This is a genomic window from Aquicoccus sp. SU-CL01552 (assembly GCF_040365005.1).
In the GTDB taxonomy this organism is placed as follows: domain Bacteria; phylum Pseudomonadota; class Alphaproteobacteria; order Rhodobacterales; family Rhodobacteraceae; genus Antarcticimicrobium.
The window spans coordinates 19,845-34,749 of the sequence record NZ_BAABWV010000025.1; the positions used below are offsets into that span (position 1 = coordinate 19,845).

At 64.8% G+C, this 14,905-nt stretch carries 13 protein-coding genes; all 13 read right to left on the reverse strand.

Annotated features, from left to right (window positions below):
• Nucleotides 1-39: 39 nt before the first annotated feature.
• Complete coding sequence (locus ABWV23_RS20970) at nt 40-801, reverse strand: hypothetical protein (RefSeq protein WP_353351391.1); 762 nt, start codon at nt 799-801, stop codon at nt 40-42.
• A 67-nt stretch (nt 802-868) separates the two neighbouring features.
• Nucleotides 869-3,259, reverse strand: coding sequence for a hypothetical protein (locus ABWV23_RS20975; protein WP_353351393.1), 2,391 nt, complete (start codon nt 3,257-3,259; stop codon nt 869-871).
• 231 nt (nt 3,260-3,490) lie between these two features.
• Nucleotides 3,491-3,907 (reverse strand): hypothetical protein, encoded by a 417-nt coding sequence (locus ABWV23_RS20980; protein ID WP_353351395.1) that lies wholly within the window; start codon nt 3,905-3,907, stop codon nt 3,491-3,493.
• Nucleotides 3,908-3,985: 78 nt separating this feature from the next.
• Nucleotides 3,986-4,330, reverse strand: a complete 345-nt coding sequence (locus ABWV23_RS20985; protein ID WP_353351397.1) for a hypothetical protein — start codon at nt 4,328-4,330, stop codon at nt 3,986-3,988.
• Nucleotides 4,331-4,707: 377 nt separating this feature from the next.
• Entirely contained in the window at nt 4,708-5,109 is a 402-nt protein-coding gene (locus ABWV23_RS20990) for a hypothetical protein (protein ID WP_353351399.1), read from the reverse strand.
• Nucleotides 5,110-5,482: 373 nt separating this feature from the next.
• The gene (locus ABWV23_RS20995; protein WP_353351401.1) at nt 5,483-6,256 is read right to left on the reverse strand and encodes an SDR family NAD(P)-dependent oxidoreductase; all 774 of its coding nucleotides are present in this window, start codon (nt 6,254-6,256) and stop codon (nt 5,483-5,485) included.
• Nucleotides 6,257-6,301: 45 nt separating this feature from the next.
• Nucleotides 6,302-7,447: a thiolase family protein gene (locus tag ABWV23_RS21000; protein ID WP_353351403.1), complete on the reverse strand. Its 1,146-nt coding sequence runs from the start codon at nt 7,445-7,447 to the stop codon at nt 6,302-6,304.
• Nucleotides 7,448-7,468: 21 nt separating this feature from the next.
• Nucleotides 7,469-7,894: a Zn-ribbon domain-containing OB-fold protein gene (locus ABWV23_RS21005; protein ID WP_353351405.1), complete on the reverse strand. Its 426-nt coding sequence runs from the start codon at nt 7,892-7,894 to the stop codon at nt 7,469-7,471.
• Nucleotides 7,891-9,450, reverse strand: a complete 1,560-nt coding sequence (locus tag ABWV23_RS21010) for an AMP-binding protein (RefSeq protein WP_353351407.1) — start codon at nt 9,448-9,450, stop codon at nt 7,891-7,893. The genes ABWV23_RS21005 and ABWV23_RS21010 overlap by 4 nt, the downstream gene beginning before the upstream one ends.
• A 6-nt stretch (nt 9,451-9,456) precedes the next feature.
• Nucleotides 9,457-11,523, reverse strand: a complete 2,067-nt coding sequence (locus ABWV23_RS21015) for a hydantoinase B/oxoprolinase family protein (RefSeq protein ID WP_353351409.1) — start codon at nt 11,521-11,523, stop codon at nt 9,457-9,459.
• 60 nt (nt 11,524-11,583) lie between these two features.
• The gene (locus ABWV23_RS21020) at nt 11,584-13,731 is read right to left on the reverse strand and encodes a hydantoinase/oxoprolinase family protein (protein ID WP_353351411.1); all 2,148 of its coding nucleotides are present in this window, start codon (nt 13,729-13,731) and stop codon (nt 11,584-11,586) included.
• 28 nt (nt 13,732-13,759) lie between these two features.
• The gene (locus ABWV23_RS21025) at nt 13,760-14,566 is read right to left on the reverse strand and encodes a hypothetical protein (protein ID WP_353351413.1); all 807 of its coding nucleotides are present in this window, start codon (nt 14,564-14,566) and stop codon (nt 13,760-13,762) included.
• Entirely contained in the window at nt 14,563-14,904 is a 342-nt protein-coding gene (locus ABWV23_RS21030) for an acetone carboxylase subunit gamma (protein WP_353351415.1), read from the reverse strand. The genes ABWV23_RS21025 and ABWV23_RS21030 overlap by 4 nt, the downstream gene beginning before the upstream one ends.
• Between the last annotated feature and the right edge of the window lies 1 nt (nt 14,905).

Below are 14,905 nucleotides of genomic sequence, written 5' to 3' on the forward strand. Positions count from 1 at the left end.
GTGCGTCAGAGGCGAAAAAAATGGTTATTTAACTGTGCCTTATGTTCCCGAGCGTTTCGCCTCCGACGGCTTGCCGTGCGAAACATCGCCTTCCGGTGCGCGCACCCGGGATCGGGTGCGGTCAGAGAGCGCATCGCCAGGGGCTTGACGGCCAGCGGCCAAGGCACGCGCAAGGACGCTCGAGCCCGCCGTCGGAACTGGATCGTCCGCTTCCTCCACGTCCGGGTTGGAGGCCTGTCGGGCCCGGAGCCGGTGGGCGACATCGGCCACGATGAAGCGCCTGACACCGGCGGTAATGACATGAGCGGGAAGACTTCGTTTGTCCTCGAAGACTTCGGCGACGGCCGTTTTCTCCGCGTCCAGGGCGGCTGGCAGCTGCGACCTGCTGAAAACATGCCCGTCTACCGGAGAGAGGTCCGGGTAGGCATTGCGTGGGCTTCCGAGCATCTCATCGATCTGGCCCTTTAGGAACAGGTGCTGCCGGGGACCAAAGACATAGAGCGGGGGAAATCCGCCTTTGCCCGCCCGAACATCCGCCAACAGGGTTTCGGCCCCGATGCAGAGGCGGTCCGCGACCGTGCCCAGGCGGACGAGACCGGCGTCGAGGACCGCGGCTTCATCCGTTGTCTCGGGGGCGATGCCAAGCAAGCTCGCGTAGACGCGCGGCCAGGGGAATCGGCCACGAAGCGGCAAGACGCCGAAACGTGCCAGACAGCCCTCGATGCTGTTGCGCGACATGGTCGACCAGGTTGCCAGGTCTTGGCGTGTTGCGGGCTTCCCGAACTTGGGCTGCTTGGACATGAGACACCTCCTGTTTCCAAGGAAGTGGATCCCGTCGCGGCTGCTCGGAAATGCAGTGTCGAATTTTCTATGCCGGCCCGGCGTTTCCTTCGACCGGGTGGTCCAGGCCGCTGTCTTTCCAATCCCGGATGTAAGCGAGGTGCTTTCTGACGATCTGCACGGACCTGCCACCGCCCTCGTCGGCAATGCGCCGAAGGACGACCTCGGAAAAGAGATCTGCCGGCGTTGGTGCATCGCCACGTCGCCACAATCCAATCTCGCGAGCGGTACGCCAGACGAAATGCGCCGCCTCGAGCAAGGGTTTGCTTTCTCCTTCCAAGGCGCGCTCGATCAAGCTCGGTAGCGGATAGACCGCGTTGCGAAGGCGCTCACCTTGGCGCGGCATCGGCCCCAAAGGCTGCGGTGGCAACAGTTGGGCGTCAATGATCATGTCATGGGTATGCAACGCGTCGAAGCGCTCGATGTTGCGGGCAAAGGTGACGCGAAGGTCCGGGCGCAGGCCGCGCTCGTGTGTCCAGGCCCACTCACGGTCAATCTGCCAAGGTTCAAGGCCGTCGGGAACCGCGAGGCGTACCAGTGCTTCGATCGGGCTGTCTGCGCGCCGGACGCCGGCGCTGACGACACAAGCCTGCAATTTCCGCCAGCCCGGGGACCAAGGGGTCTGCAACCGTTCAGCGAGACTCGCGATGTCTTTTCGGTATGGGGCGATACCGACGGGATCTGTTTCGCTCGCTATATTAAGCAGGGTGTCGAAGGGGATCTGGTCGAGCGACGTGTCGAAGGCACTCCGGTCGGAGGCCAGCGTGTAGAGCTTGCGCACTGCCACGAGCATTGCCCTGGTTCCGGCCGGGGTGAACCCCGCCTCCCGCGCATGCGCTTCGAGAGCGGCTTCATGCGCTGCCGGCAGGTCGAGATTGTCGCGTCTGCGCGCGTCGGGGAGCGGCCCGATCGCGTCGGGTGGAAGAAGATCCGGCATATGCGACCGGAGCAGGTCGAGAGCGGCAAAGCCCTGCCGCAACCGAGAAACCGCTCCCCGGGCACCTTCCTCCCTGGCTTCCTCGATGAGGTTGAGAGCGACCTCGCTGGAAATGTCCCCGGGCACCAGAGGTGGCTCCCGTCTGGTTGAAAGCCGACGCAGTTCAGCCAGCCCCCGTCCACACACAACGGGCATACCGGGGTGTCCGGCGCGATCGTTGAGCAGGGTCCAGTCATCAGCCAGACCCATATGAACAAGAAAGCTCCGTAATGCGCTTCGGTAATTTGCGCGCGTGCGTTCTGTGCAATTGGCGAAAAGGGCCTCCATCCTGCTGTCCGCATCGTCAACGAGACCGTGCAAGTCCAGAGTTGGACGCTCTGCATCAAGGCGCCGCAGAGCGGTACGGAGAAGTTTCATCTTCGATTTCGGGGCACCGGTGGCGGCATGGTAGTCAGAAAGCGCGGAGCGCACGAAGTCGGGAAATGGCTCACGCCCGGACCTTTTTTCAGAATCCCTGAGGGTGTCGTTCGTGTTGTCTCCGTGCGCTTTTGACCTGTCTTGGGGAGCCGCATCCTGAACAGGCTTTCGAGGCAATCTGCGGCCTGGTCGCAGATCAGGGACACGAAGCTGCGCCGGCAGTGCTTCGGGCATTGCCTTGCGCAGCAAATGCAGAAGGCAGCGCAGGTAGGCGTCGGCCGTCGGTTTGGTCGTCACCGCCCAAGTGGCCTGATGAATTTTGACCAGAATAGATTTTTCGGCCAAGTGAAGGGGGGCAATGTCTGCGAATTCGTCCAGAATCCCCGCATCGACCGCGATCTCGAATATGCGCCGCACACACCGCGCATCTGCGCCGGTTTGGCCCTCCATCAGCACCGCAAGTCCTGGCGGAAGTTTCACCCGCTCACGACTGTTTTCGCGATAGAGGGGAAACGGGCCGATCGGGTCCGGCCGCAACAAACCTGCATTGCGGACGTCCTTGATCGCACGTAGGCGATCGAGGAGACCCATTGCACGACGGAAGCGCTGACGATCTCTCCCCAACAGCCTTTGGTCAATTTCGAGGGCCTCTTCACGGCATATCTCGTGCGGATGTCGCCCGGGGAACGCCTCATTGAAAACCGGGCGCAGCGGCGCCTCGAAGCCCTCTCGTCTCGCGAATATACTGAGCTGTAGAAAGGGATCGGTATTGCCGGCGGCACCTGCGAAACAAAGAAACTTCAGGACATTACGCCGCCATTTTTGATAAAGCCGCTCATCCCCGAAGGACGCGGCCAGTCCCTCGTCGGGGGCCTCCGGGAACCGAGTTTCGAACGCATCTTGTGTTTTCGCGTAGGGCCCAGCGTGAAATTCCCGGCCCAAGGCGTCTTCAGCCAAATCCAGATAGGCAAGAGCGGCATCCTTGTTCGGTACTCTGAGCGCATCTTGCCCGATCAGGTCGCGGAGCTGGCTGAGCGTGTCGGCTGAAAAAGGTCTGGCCATCATTGTTGAGATCTCTGGATCATGAGCGAGGAGAAAATGGACCAAAAGCCGTCAGCGGCTTTCTGACCAAGCCAGGTGTTTTGCTTGAATCCATGACCCAACCCCTCTGTTTCAGAGGAGTTGGGTCCCGCGACACGCGCTCCAAAATACGCGGTGCCTTGGCACATGCCCCGCCACCGATGCAGATGCTCTTGTCCGCGGCTGACGTGTTCCGGTCCCGTGGGGTCCGGGGCTTCAGATCTTCGCGAGGCGCGCCCTATGTCGCTCCAGAGCCGCTTCGGCTTCCAGCGCGGTGGCGACCCAGGTTGCAGCGCCGAGAAACGCACCGAGGGCGCGGTCGATCCGCGCGAGCCGGCGGCTGGCGTCTGTGCCGCCGCGCAGGACAAGAGCGCCATCCTCGGTCCGATCCTCGGTCGGCGCACCACCGGCAGAGGCGATATCGCGTATGAGACGTTGCCCCAGGTCCCGTGCATGTTCCAACGGTCCCGGATCGAAAGGGCCCGCCAGGTCGAGGTCATTCAGTAGCCGGTCGAAGCCGGTCCGAAGCGACGGGGACAAGGCGTCGCGCTCATCGCGTAGGACCCTGCGCAGATCCTTGGATTCGGCGACTGCGCGGCGGGCGAAGTCAGAGGTAGTCTGGTGTTTGGGCATTCGAGCTCTCCTGTGTTGCTACGCCCGAACTCGGTCGGGCGGTCAGGGCCCGGCGCCATGTAGGGGCCGGGCGGGCGCTCAAGCGGCAGTGCAGCTTTCGACGGCCCGGGCCGCGCGCAACCCGTCGAGCAGCAGGCAGATGTCTTCGACGGCAGGGTCCGCGGGGTCGATCTGCATGAAACGCTCAGCTTCGAGACGGTCGACATCATGGACATGGCGCAATGCCAGAAGGTCTTCGATGGCGTCGAGTTCACGCTTCAGGCGGGGCGTCAGCAGGGGCGTCCGATTGAGGTCATCGACAAGTAGCCTGACCCGGCGTTCAGCTCCGGATCCGCCGAGCAATGCAGCGGCGCATGCCAGCGCCGCGCAATGTGTGACAACGAACTCGCTACAAGGCGATGGAATAAACAGGTCTCTGGGCATAACAGATGATCCTTCACATCCGTGCTGATCCCCGATGGATCAGCGTCAATCTTCCGCAGCGCTGCCCGTTCACGCCGCTTCAATGACAAGATTGGCCGGTGTTCGGCCGGACGAAGAAGAAAATGAAGAAAGTTTCAATGCAACAGTTGGCATGCCGCCGTGGTCAAACGGGCAAGTTCAAGCACTTTGGCTCGGGGCCCGGGAGAGCACCGTATCGACCTGAATGCGTGACATGGACGCCATAAAGACGGCCCCGTGAAACTTAAGGCCGTTAGAAAGGGCATGGAGCGGACCTGCGCCGCGCGATGCGTTGCTATAATGGGAACTTGCTCGTGGGCGCGACTTAGTGTTGCCGAACTCGCGGCTGACCTTGATCCTCACGGTCGCCCGAGCCGACGCATCGGGCGAATTGCCCTTTCGATCCTTTGATGTGCAGAGAGCTCAACGACATCGATGGCTTGCTCTTCTGCCGTATCAAGCACGATTTGATCGATCCGGGATTCCACGGCGGAAAGAAATTGCGGGCAGTCCAATCCGCCCGATCGATCCTGTTGGCGAACTCCGAAATGTTTAGGAGTGACCCCGAGAACCGTCCGGACCTGTGCGAAGCGATTAGCCAGACCGTTGTTGTGCAGATCGTAGTAAACCCGCATCGCCTGCCGGTACTTCTCAAGCTGTTTCCCCTTGTCTTTGACATCCCCATACACCGGGATCAAAGCCCAAAGTTTATCCATCGTGGTCTGATACTTCCCGGTATGTGTCCAGTAGGTCTTTGTCACCGTCGTCATCCTTTCGTAGAAACTCGAGTAAGCGCTATCGAACAACTGGGGCCGAAGTTGCAGAGGTAGAAGAATTTTCCTGCTCGATTTGGAGAGGGCCGGTGTGCTGGGCGTTAATGATCGCGGACTCAACACTGAAACGGGCGCCGTATCTTTCGATGCGGCGCCCGTCGCTTATCCGGCGTCGTGCCGTTTTCGATCACGCCCGGGTGGGTTGCATTGGCTGGCGCCACGTGAGGCGCCGCCTCTGATTTTGCGTGCATCAACTCAGAATGAACTGGTCTGGGCGCTTCCTTTCCGGCACGAATACCGGATCGCACTGAACATGCCCTCGGTCGCGCGTGGAGGGAAGGCGACGGCCGACGCGTTTCGATCAGACTGTAGTGAAACCGCCGTCAACGGTCATCACCGCGCCATTGACGAAACTGGCGGCATCCGACCCCAGGAAGCTGACCAGTTCCGCCACCTCGGCGGGGGTGCCGTACCGCTGCATCGGGACCATCTGGGTCATCATCTGGCGCACCGCGCCGTCGGGCTGACCTGCGCCCATGCCCTTTTCCACGTCGCTCATCATGCGCGACTCGATCGGGCCGGGGTTCACCGCGTTCGACCGGACGCCCGAGGCGCCGCATTCGGCGGCAACCGTGCGCATCAGGCCCAGCACCGCGTGTTTGGTGGCCGTGTAGCCGGCGATCAACGGCGTGCCGACCAGCCCGCCCACCGAGGAGCTCACGATGATCGAGCCGCCGCCGGCCTCCAGCATCTGAGGCACCACGTACTTGTAGCCCAGGAACACGCCGATCAGGTTGATGTCGACGATCTTGCGGAAATCCTCGGTCGGGTAATCGCCGATGGGGTGAAAATCCCCCTCGATCCCGGCGTTGTTGAAAAAGATGTCGATCCTGCCCCGCGCCTCAATCGCGGCCTCGGCATAGGCCTTCACCGCCGCCTCGTCGGTGACATCGGCCACGACCGTGGTGCAGCCGGGAATCCCGGCCGCCAGCGCCTCCAGCGCGGCCGGGTCGCGATCCACCGCCACGATCGCGGCGCCGCGGGCGGCCATCAGCCGGGCGGTGGTGCCGCCGATGGCGCCACCTGCACCGGTGATCAGGGCAGTCTTTCCGTTCAGCCTGGTCTTGTCTTCCATGAGTTCCTCCTCCTTGGATATGTTGAAATGCGGCAGCGCCTGCCGTCAGGCGGCGCAACGTTCTATGATGGCAATTGTGCAGGATTTGGTGTCGGCCGCCTTGTCCCCGCCCATGCAGTGCGCAAGGCCAAGCGAACCGGTGCGCGCGCCCTTGCCTGAGTCCAGGAACCGTCCGACCTCGATGATCTGCGCCACACCGGTGGCGGCGACGGGATGCCCGCGCGACATCAGCCCGCCCGAGGGGTTGACCGGGATGCAGGCGGTATCACCGGCCAGCAGCCGCTCGGCATAGCGTCCGCCCTGACCCGGCGGGCAAAGACCGAGCCCCTCGTAGTGCAGGATCTCCGCGATGGAAAAGGCATCGTGGCATTCGACCACGCTCAGGTCCCCGGCCGCGATCCCGGCACGCTCATAGGCGACCCGCGCGGTACGGCTGTCGGTGTGCCATTCCGACAGATCGGCGACCTGGTCGTAGTTACCGCTGGTAAGAACCGAGGCGCGCACCCGCAGCCGCGCACCCAGTTCCCGGGCAAGCCGGTCATTGACCACCACCAACGCGGCGGCGCCATCGGCGATGGGAGAGCATTGCAGCCGGGTCAGCGGATCGACCACCATCGGCGCGGCCAGCACATCACCCAGCGTGATCGGATCGCGCATCATCGCGCGCGGATTGTCTGCCGCCGCGCGACGGTTCTTGACCGAAACGGCGGCGAGTTGTTCCGCCGTGGTGCCAAAACGATCCATGTGCCGACTGGCGCGCAGGGCGAAGCCCGCGGGCGTCACCCGTCCCAGCAGCGTATCGGGCAAACTCTTGCCGGAATCGATCAGCCCGAGCGCAGGGTGGAACATCTTTTCTGCCCCCACCACCAGCGCCGCCTCGACCTCGCCGGCGCGGATCGCCATGCAGGCGAGGTGAAAGGCGGTGGAGCCGGACGTGCAGGCGTTTTCCACGTTGACCACCGCGCAGCCGGACAGACCGATATGGGCCAGTGCATCCTGTCCCACGGTCAGGCTGCCCGACAGGCGCGCCGCCAGCGCATTGGCGAAAACCGCCATGCCGATGCGATCCGGTGCGAGCCCGGCGTCCAGCAGCGCCTCGCGTGCCGCCGTCGCCGCCAGCCCTTCCAGCGGGGTTTCCTCGTGGCGTCCGAATGCCGTCAGGCCACAGCCTGCAATCCAGGGGGTCGTCATTTTTCTATCCTTTCGGCAGGCTCAAGCCGCGACGAAGACGGGCCGCAGACAGGGGTTGCCGTTGTTGTCGGTGCCCAGCGATTTCACGGTCAGGGTCACCGGATGGCCGGGCGCCATCGCATCGACCTCCTCCGGCGCGAACAGGCCGAAAATCCGCACCGGCGCGGCGTCGAGATCGACAAAGCCGATCATGTAGCCCCGCGGCAGATCATAGGGCGGCCGCACCCGCACACGGGTGAGGCAGTTGACCCGACCATCGCCGGGTAGCAGCACCTCCTCCGGCTCGGACAGGTCAGCGCCACAATAGCGGCGCGGAGGGAAAACCACCTCGCCGGCGCAGCGCGCGGCGCGCAGCCAGACCTCCCCGGCCTCGTCCACATGGAACTGGCTGGCCAGCTCCGGTGGCAGTTGGGGTGCGTTCTGCGCGGCGGCGGGATCGGCGCTCATGCGCGCACCTCCGTCCGCTCGGCGTCCCAGGTATCCGCGGTCACCCCTTCGGCCTTGAGCTTGTGCTTCTCGACCCGTGCCGTCGCCGTCTTGGGCAGTTTCGGCACCAGCCGCACGTAACGCGGCAGCATGAAATCGGCCATCTTGCCGCGGCAATGGTCGCGGACCGTCGCACCGGACACATCCGCCCCGTCGCGGGGCACGACGCAGACCATCACGTCATCCTCGCCCAGGTCCGAGGGCATCGGGATCACGGCGCATTCGACCACCTGCGGCATCTCGTTGATCACCCGCTCGACCTCGAAGGACGAGATATTCTCCCCCCGTCGCCGCAGTGCATCCTTGTCGCGGTCCAGGAAATACCAGAAACCGTCGGCGTCGCGCTGCAACAGGTCTCCGGTGTGGAACCACAGGTCGCGGAACGCCTCGACGGTCTTGTCCGGCATTTCCACGTATTCGATCATCATGCCGTTGGGCCGCTTGGGCCGCACCAACAGCTCGCCCGGCGTGTCCGGCGCGGTGACCGGCTGGCCGTCCCGCCCCATAAGCATCAGGTCATAATGGGGGGTCTGCCGGCCGCAGGAGCCGGGGCGCTTGCGGTCGGGATCGCTGGTGATCGGAACGCCGATCTCGCTCATGCCGTACCCTTCGATCAGCGACACACCGAAACGGGCCTCGAAGGCCTCAAACAGCCCCTTGCCGGCGCCGGCCCCCATCATCACCCGCAACGGATTGTCTCGGTCGCTGGCGCGTTCGGGCGCCTTCATCAGGACCGAGAGGATGGTGCCGATATAGTTGAAGGCGGTACAGTCATGGGTCCGAATATCGTCCCAGAACCGGCTGGCCGAGAACCGTTCGCACAGCACCGTGCGCGCGCCCGCCATCAACGCCGGAAGCGCGCTGAGGACCTGAGCGTTGCCGTGAAACAGCGGCAGCGCATTATAAAGGCAGTCTGCCTCGGAATAGCCGGTCGCCTCGCAGATCTGGCGCGCGGCATTGAGCGCGTAGCCCTGCGGCATCAGCGCTCCCTTGGAAACGCCCGTGGTGCCGGAGGTGAACATGATCCCGTAGGGGTCGGAGGGCAAAACCGCCACCTCGGGAGGGGGGCCCTCCGTCGCCATCAGATCGTCGAGCGAAACCGCACCCTCCACCGCTGCCGCGCCGCGCACCACCATCCGTGGCGGATGCTCAAGATCGCTGGCGGCCTCCTCCAGCACCGGGATCAGCGCCGGTTCGATCACGACCAGCGGAGCCTTGGACAGCCGCAGCATGTGCGACAGCACGGCACCGCGATGAGCGGTGTTGAGCGGCACCTCCACCGCGCCAAGCCGGGACGCCCCGAACCAGAGCGCGAGATACTCGACGCAGTTGTCGAGCATCAGCGCCACCCGGTCGCCCTTGCCGATGCCCAGCGCGGCAAGGCCGGCGGCCGCCCGGCGGCTCATCGCGTCGAGATCGGCAAAGCTGTAGTCGACACCCGCAAAGCTCAGGAAGGGCTTGTCGCCGTGACGGCCGGCCTGCTGGTCGAGCAGGCCATGAATGGTTTGTGCAGTCATTGTCGCTCAGGCCTCCTGCGCCGTGGCCCCGTCCCAGGGGCCGTAATATTTCAGGATCTCCGCCGGCGGGGTGAGCTTGGACCATTCCGCGACAAAGGCATCATAAGGTTTGGCCCGTGCCAGCCGCGCCTTGCGCACGGCCTCACGCTTTGCTTGCGTTTCCGCCTCGTCGGCAAGTCCGGTGCGGTCATCGATCACCACCGCATAGACATCGCGGGCGGCGTCCTCGGAACAGCGACCGGCGGACAGGTCATCGGCCACCGCCTTAGGATCGCGCTGCAGCGGGTCGCCATAGCCGGCTCCGCCCGAGATCGGGACGTAGACGGTATCGCCGCTCTCGTAGAGATCGGGGGCATGCGCGACGCGGAGGTAATCCCGCGTGCCCTCCTCGGGCGTGCCGCCGGGGGTATAGAGTTCCTCCAGCCGCCGCGGCAACTCGGGCGTGCCCTCGGCCATCAACGCGTCGAGATTCGAGCCGCGCACGGTCTGCACGAAAGCGGGCGGGGCGGCACGGCCGCCGAAGACGCCCAGCGTCGGGGGGAAATGCGAGCCGAACCCCATCGAGCCCAAGCCAACCATCGGCACGCCGTGCACCTTCAGCCCCATGCCCACGCCGGAGCCTCCGCGATACTTCCCGTGACCGTAGGAATTGTTGAAAAAGTTGCGGAAAGTGTACAGGAACGGCCGCTCGGCCTCTGTGGTCTCCACATCGCCGCAATCGCTCATGGTGGCGAAGAACGCGCCGGCCACATCGACCCCGTCCGCATCCGGCCGCCCGCCGGCGCCGGTAGCGTTGATCTCGGGGGTGATGTCGGCCATTGGCTCACCCCACTGGTTGTAACCGGCAAAGACCGTCACCGCGAACCCTGTATGCCAGGCCGCCACCGCGCGGCTGGGATCGGTGGCATAGGTCATCTTGGCTCCGGCCATGAACATGCCCTGGGCAAAGGCGACCTGCGTCGCCGGCGCGTAGGAAACCGGCACGTCACCCTGCGGGTTGACGAAACTGGCCTCGGGAAACTCCCAGTCCACGGCTTCCAACAGACCATTGTTGGCGGGCAGTTCGGGGAACAGCCAGCCGCAGGCATAGACCATCGCCATGCCGATCAACCCCTGGAAATAGGTGTTCATCGGCCGGTCGGGCAGCATCGGCGAAGAGCCGTGCAGGATCAGCTTGATCCGGTCGCCCTTCTTCTCGACGGTCAGGTTGATCTTGAGCAGCGCCGCCTCGGGGCCGGTGGTGTCGATGAAGCGCGGCTGGCGGAAGATGCCGTCGTTCAGTGTGGCGATCTTGGCGCGCGCCGCCTCGCCGGTCTGTTGCAGGATGCGGCGCAGCCCGCCAACGTAGAAATCCGCGCCCATCTCGCCGATGAATTCATGCACCCGCCGTTCGGCGATCCGGCTGGCGGCCAGCCGCGCCTTGATGTCGAGAACCATGGTGCGGGGATCGCGGGTCGAGGTGGCCAGAAGGCCCAGAAGATCCTCTTTCAGCTCGAAGTTCTCGCCGATCTTGATCGGCGGCGCCATGAGCCCCTCATCATAGCGCGATTTTGCGCTGTTCACCATGCCGCCGGGCTCGGACCCGCCGCATTCGCCGGTGTGCACCGCCGCGCCGATGAAACAGACCAGCTTGCCATCGGCAAACACCGGCACGCAGAGGCCCATGTCGGCGTTATGCACGCCGCCGTAGTAGGGATCGTTATAGAAGAAGGCGTCGCCCTCCTTCAGACCCACGGTGGGGTCATCGGCCAGATGCTTGATCAGGTATTTCACCGGCAACTGGCTGAGCACCGCGTGGTGATAGATACCTGTAGCGCAGACCGCCAAGTCGCCCTGCGCGGTATAGATGCCAAAGGCCACGTCGCCCCAGCGCATGCCGGTGGAGGCGCCGAGCTTCATCGTGGTCTCTTTGCCCTCAAGCGCGATCATGTGCATCTTGTGGGTGAAAATCTCGTACTCCAGCGGGTCGAGGCCCTGCATCTCCCGCGCCTCCCAGTCACTGGGCGGTTCGGGACGCAGGTGCTGCACGATCTCGGGATCGCGGCTGTACTTGATGGTGTTGAAAGCGTTCATGATATCCTCCCTGCCGTCCGCCCGGCCCTGACAAAGCAGCACCGGGGGCGGCTGTTGTCCTCAGCCGACCTTGGCGGTGTCGGCGGTGACGATGCCGTTGCGAAACTGGTTCATGCGGTAACTCCAGCCTGGCTCGATCACATAGGTGGTGTCCGGCGCCTCGATGATCGCGGGGCCGGTGATGGTGTCGCCGGGGCTAAGCGCGGTCCAGTCAAACACCGGCGTCTCCTCCAGCCCCTTGGCCGGGTTGAAACAGGCCGGGCGGGTGGCCTGTGCGACCGCCCCCTGCGGATCGTCCTTGCCGGCACCGATCAGTTTGCGCGGCTCCTGCCGCACCCGGGCGGTGACGAAGACGGCCTCGATGTTGATCCCGCCGGAGGGAAAGGCCGCCTCGGGCGAATAGGTGGCGGCGTATTGCGCCTCGAACAGGTCGCAGAGCGCCTTGCTGTCGTCGGCCCCCTCGAAAGCAAGCGTCGGCGCGGTCACCCGGGTCAGGTGGTATTGCGAGCCGTAGCGCATGTCGAATTCCAGGGTGAAGTCGATCTTGTCCTCGTCGAAGCCTTCCAGCTTCAGATCGCGCAGCGCCTTGTCGGTCAGTTCCGCGACCGTGGCGTTCAGCGCATCGGTGTCGCCGAGATAGGACTGGTCCATGAAATTGAACATGCGGAAGCTTCGGGATTGCTCCCAGACCTGCCGGATCTCGATGCTCGAGGCCCCGAAGGCGCCAGAGACCGAGGACATCGCCGGTACGATCACCGTGCCCGCGCCGATGTGGCGAGCGAAACCGCAGGCATGGCCCGCCCCGGCGCCGCCGCAGGCGAAAACCACGAACTTGCGCGGGTTGTGGCCCTTGAGCGCGACCTCGTTGAACATCTCCTGCCCCATGCGGGCGTCGACCAGGCGGCGGATGCGCCAGGCTGCCTCGAGGGTGGAAATCCCCAGAGGCTCCGCGATCTTCTCTCCGATCACCTCTTCTGCGGCATCGGGATCGAGCAGCATGGCGCCGCCGAGGTAGTTGTCCGGGTTGATATAGCCCAGCACCAGATCGGCGTCGGTCACGGTGGGTTGCGTACCGCCCTGATCATAACAGGCCGGACCGGGGATCGAGCCCGCCGATTGCGGCCCGACCTCGAGCTGGCCGCCCATCGCCTGGTTGATCCAGGCGATGGAGCCGCCGCCGGCGCCGATGGATTTCACCTCGATCGCCGGAATATTGGTGCGCCAACGGTCGATGACGGGAATGAAATCCTGCGCCTTGAGCTGGCCGCCCGCCAGCACCCCGATATCGAATGAGGTGCCGCCCATATCGGCAAAGACAATATTCTCGTGCCCCTCCTGCGCGCCGATCAGCGCGGCGCCATACATGCCGGCCACTGGCCCGGCGTTATGGGTCAGAACCGCGCGGGTGCGCGACACCTTCTTGGAGCCGCCGGTGTTGTGCACGAGGATCAGCGGTCGGCGGTAGTTGGCGCGGCGCAGGTTGGTGGTGAGATCCCCCAGTTCCTGCGTCATCACCCCGTGGATATAGGCGTTGACCAGCGCCGTCATGGTGCGGGTATATTCGCCGGCCTTGGGCGAAACCTCGCTGGCCAGTGTCACCGGCATCGAGCCGAGGAATTCCTCGGGGTATTCTTCTTCGACGATGCGGCGCACCTCGCGCTCATGCTCGGGATTGAGGAAGGACCACATCAGCGACACCACGATGCCCTGCACGCCCTGGTCGACCAGTTTCTGCAACTGCTCGCGCACCTCGTCGGGGTCGAGCGGGCGCACCGCGGCGCCATGGCAATCCATCCGTTCCGACAGGCCCACCACCATCTCGGGCGGCACCAGCGGTGCCGGCTTGGCGATGGTGGCCATGTCGCGCACCTCGTGCACCGCCATGCCGTCGGCCCAGCTGCGGCTGCGCCCGATGAAGATGGTATCCTCGAAGCCGGCAGTGGTGATCAGCCCCAGCCGCGGCCCCTTGCGCTCGATCAGCGCATTGGTGCCGATGGTCGTGGAATAGCGCAGCGCCTCCACCTCGCCGAGGAAGCTCTCCGGCTCCAGCCCCGCGCGCGCGCCCAATTCCTTCAACCCCCGGATCAGCCCGACCGACAGGTCGTAATGGGTGGTGGGGGTCTTGGCGGTGACCAGGCCGCCGTCCGCGCCGATGGCGCAGAGGTCGGTGAAGGTGCCGCCGATGTCGATGCCAACATCGTATGTCATGGTTGTCTCCTCCTGTTGGGTCCGCGCCTCAGGCGCTTTCCCGCATCCCTTGCACCGCATCCCGACTCAGGTGCGGTTCGTGCTCTCCCGTCAGCCCGGTATCGCCGGACACGATGAGCGAAACGCCGTTTTGTCGTGCCTCTTCCCCGGCGGCGGCGACGGATCCGGCAAAGGGTCCGGCCGCGTTCCAATTTGGGGCAATGGCATGCGCGCGCCCGGTCGACCCCGACGCCGGCCCGTGGGCAAAGGCCAGGTCGGGCGCGGTGGGGCCGGTCATGCCGGGCAGCGAGGGGCACATGCCCTTGAGAATGTCGTAATGCTCGGCCAACCGCTTGAGCGCGCCGTAAAGCCGGACCAGCGCGCGGCTTTCGGCCTGCTCTGCCGATGCCACCGGCTCCGCCAGAACGATGATGTCAGGACGCAGCTTGGCGATGGCCTCGAACTCCGCGATCACCTCCGGTTTGACCTTTTTCAGGGCCGGGTCCAGGTCGCCGCCCGCCGCCGATGCCCGGGCCAAGGGACCACGCAGCTCGACCACGACGCCCAGTCCGCCGTTGCGCGCCGCGGCGATGGCGCGGGTTGCGGTATCATGCAGGAAATCGGCATCGAAATCGGCTCCACCATCCGGGGCCAGCGCCGAGATCCAGACCGCGTCCGCGCTCAGGAACCGCGCCGCCGACAGGCAGGCGTCGGCCAATCCCTGCGCACTGTCGCGCAGGTCTGCCGGTGTGCGCCCGTCCAGCCGCGCCCCGAGCCCCGCCGCAGAGGGCATCAGGATCGCCTCCGGCCAGGGCTTGGCATCCCGCAGCGCAGTGATCGCCGCTGCCCCGCTCATGACGCATCGCCCGCTGCGTGGCGCGCCTTGAGCGCATCGATGTCCAACTCGATATCATGGGTCAGCGGGTGGCCGGGCGGGATATATTCATTCTCGAGCACGGTGCCGCAATTCGGGCAGTAGAACTCCACCAGCCGGCAGAAATCCGGGTGCGGCGAAAAGCTCATCGCGGCGCCCTCCAGCATCGGCGGATGCGCCTCTTTCATCGGCACCTCGGCCACCAGACAGCCGGTCTTGTAGTTTTTACGCGCCTTGGCCAGCCGGTGATTGCAGGCGACACAGCACCATTCCTCGCGGTCGAGGTCGATGGACAGGTTTTCGGTGATCCGAACGGTCATG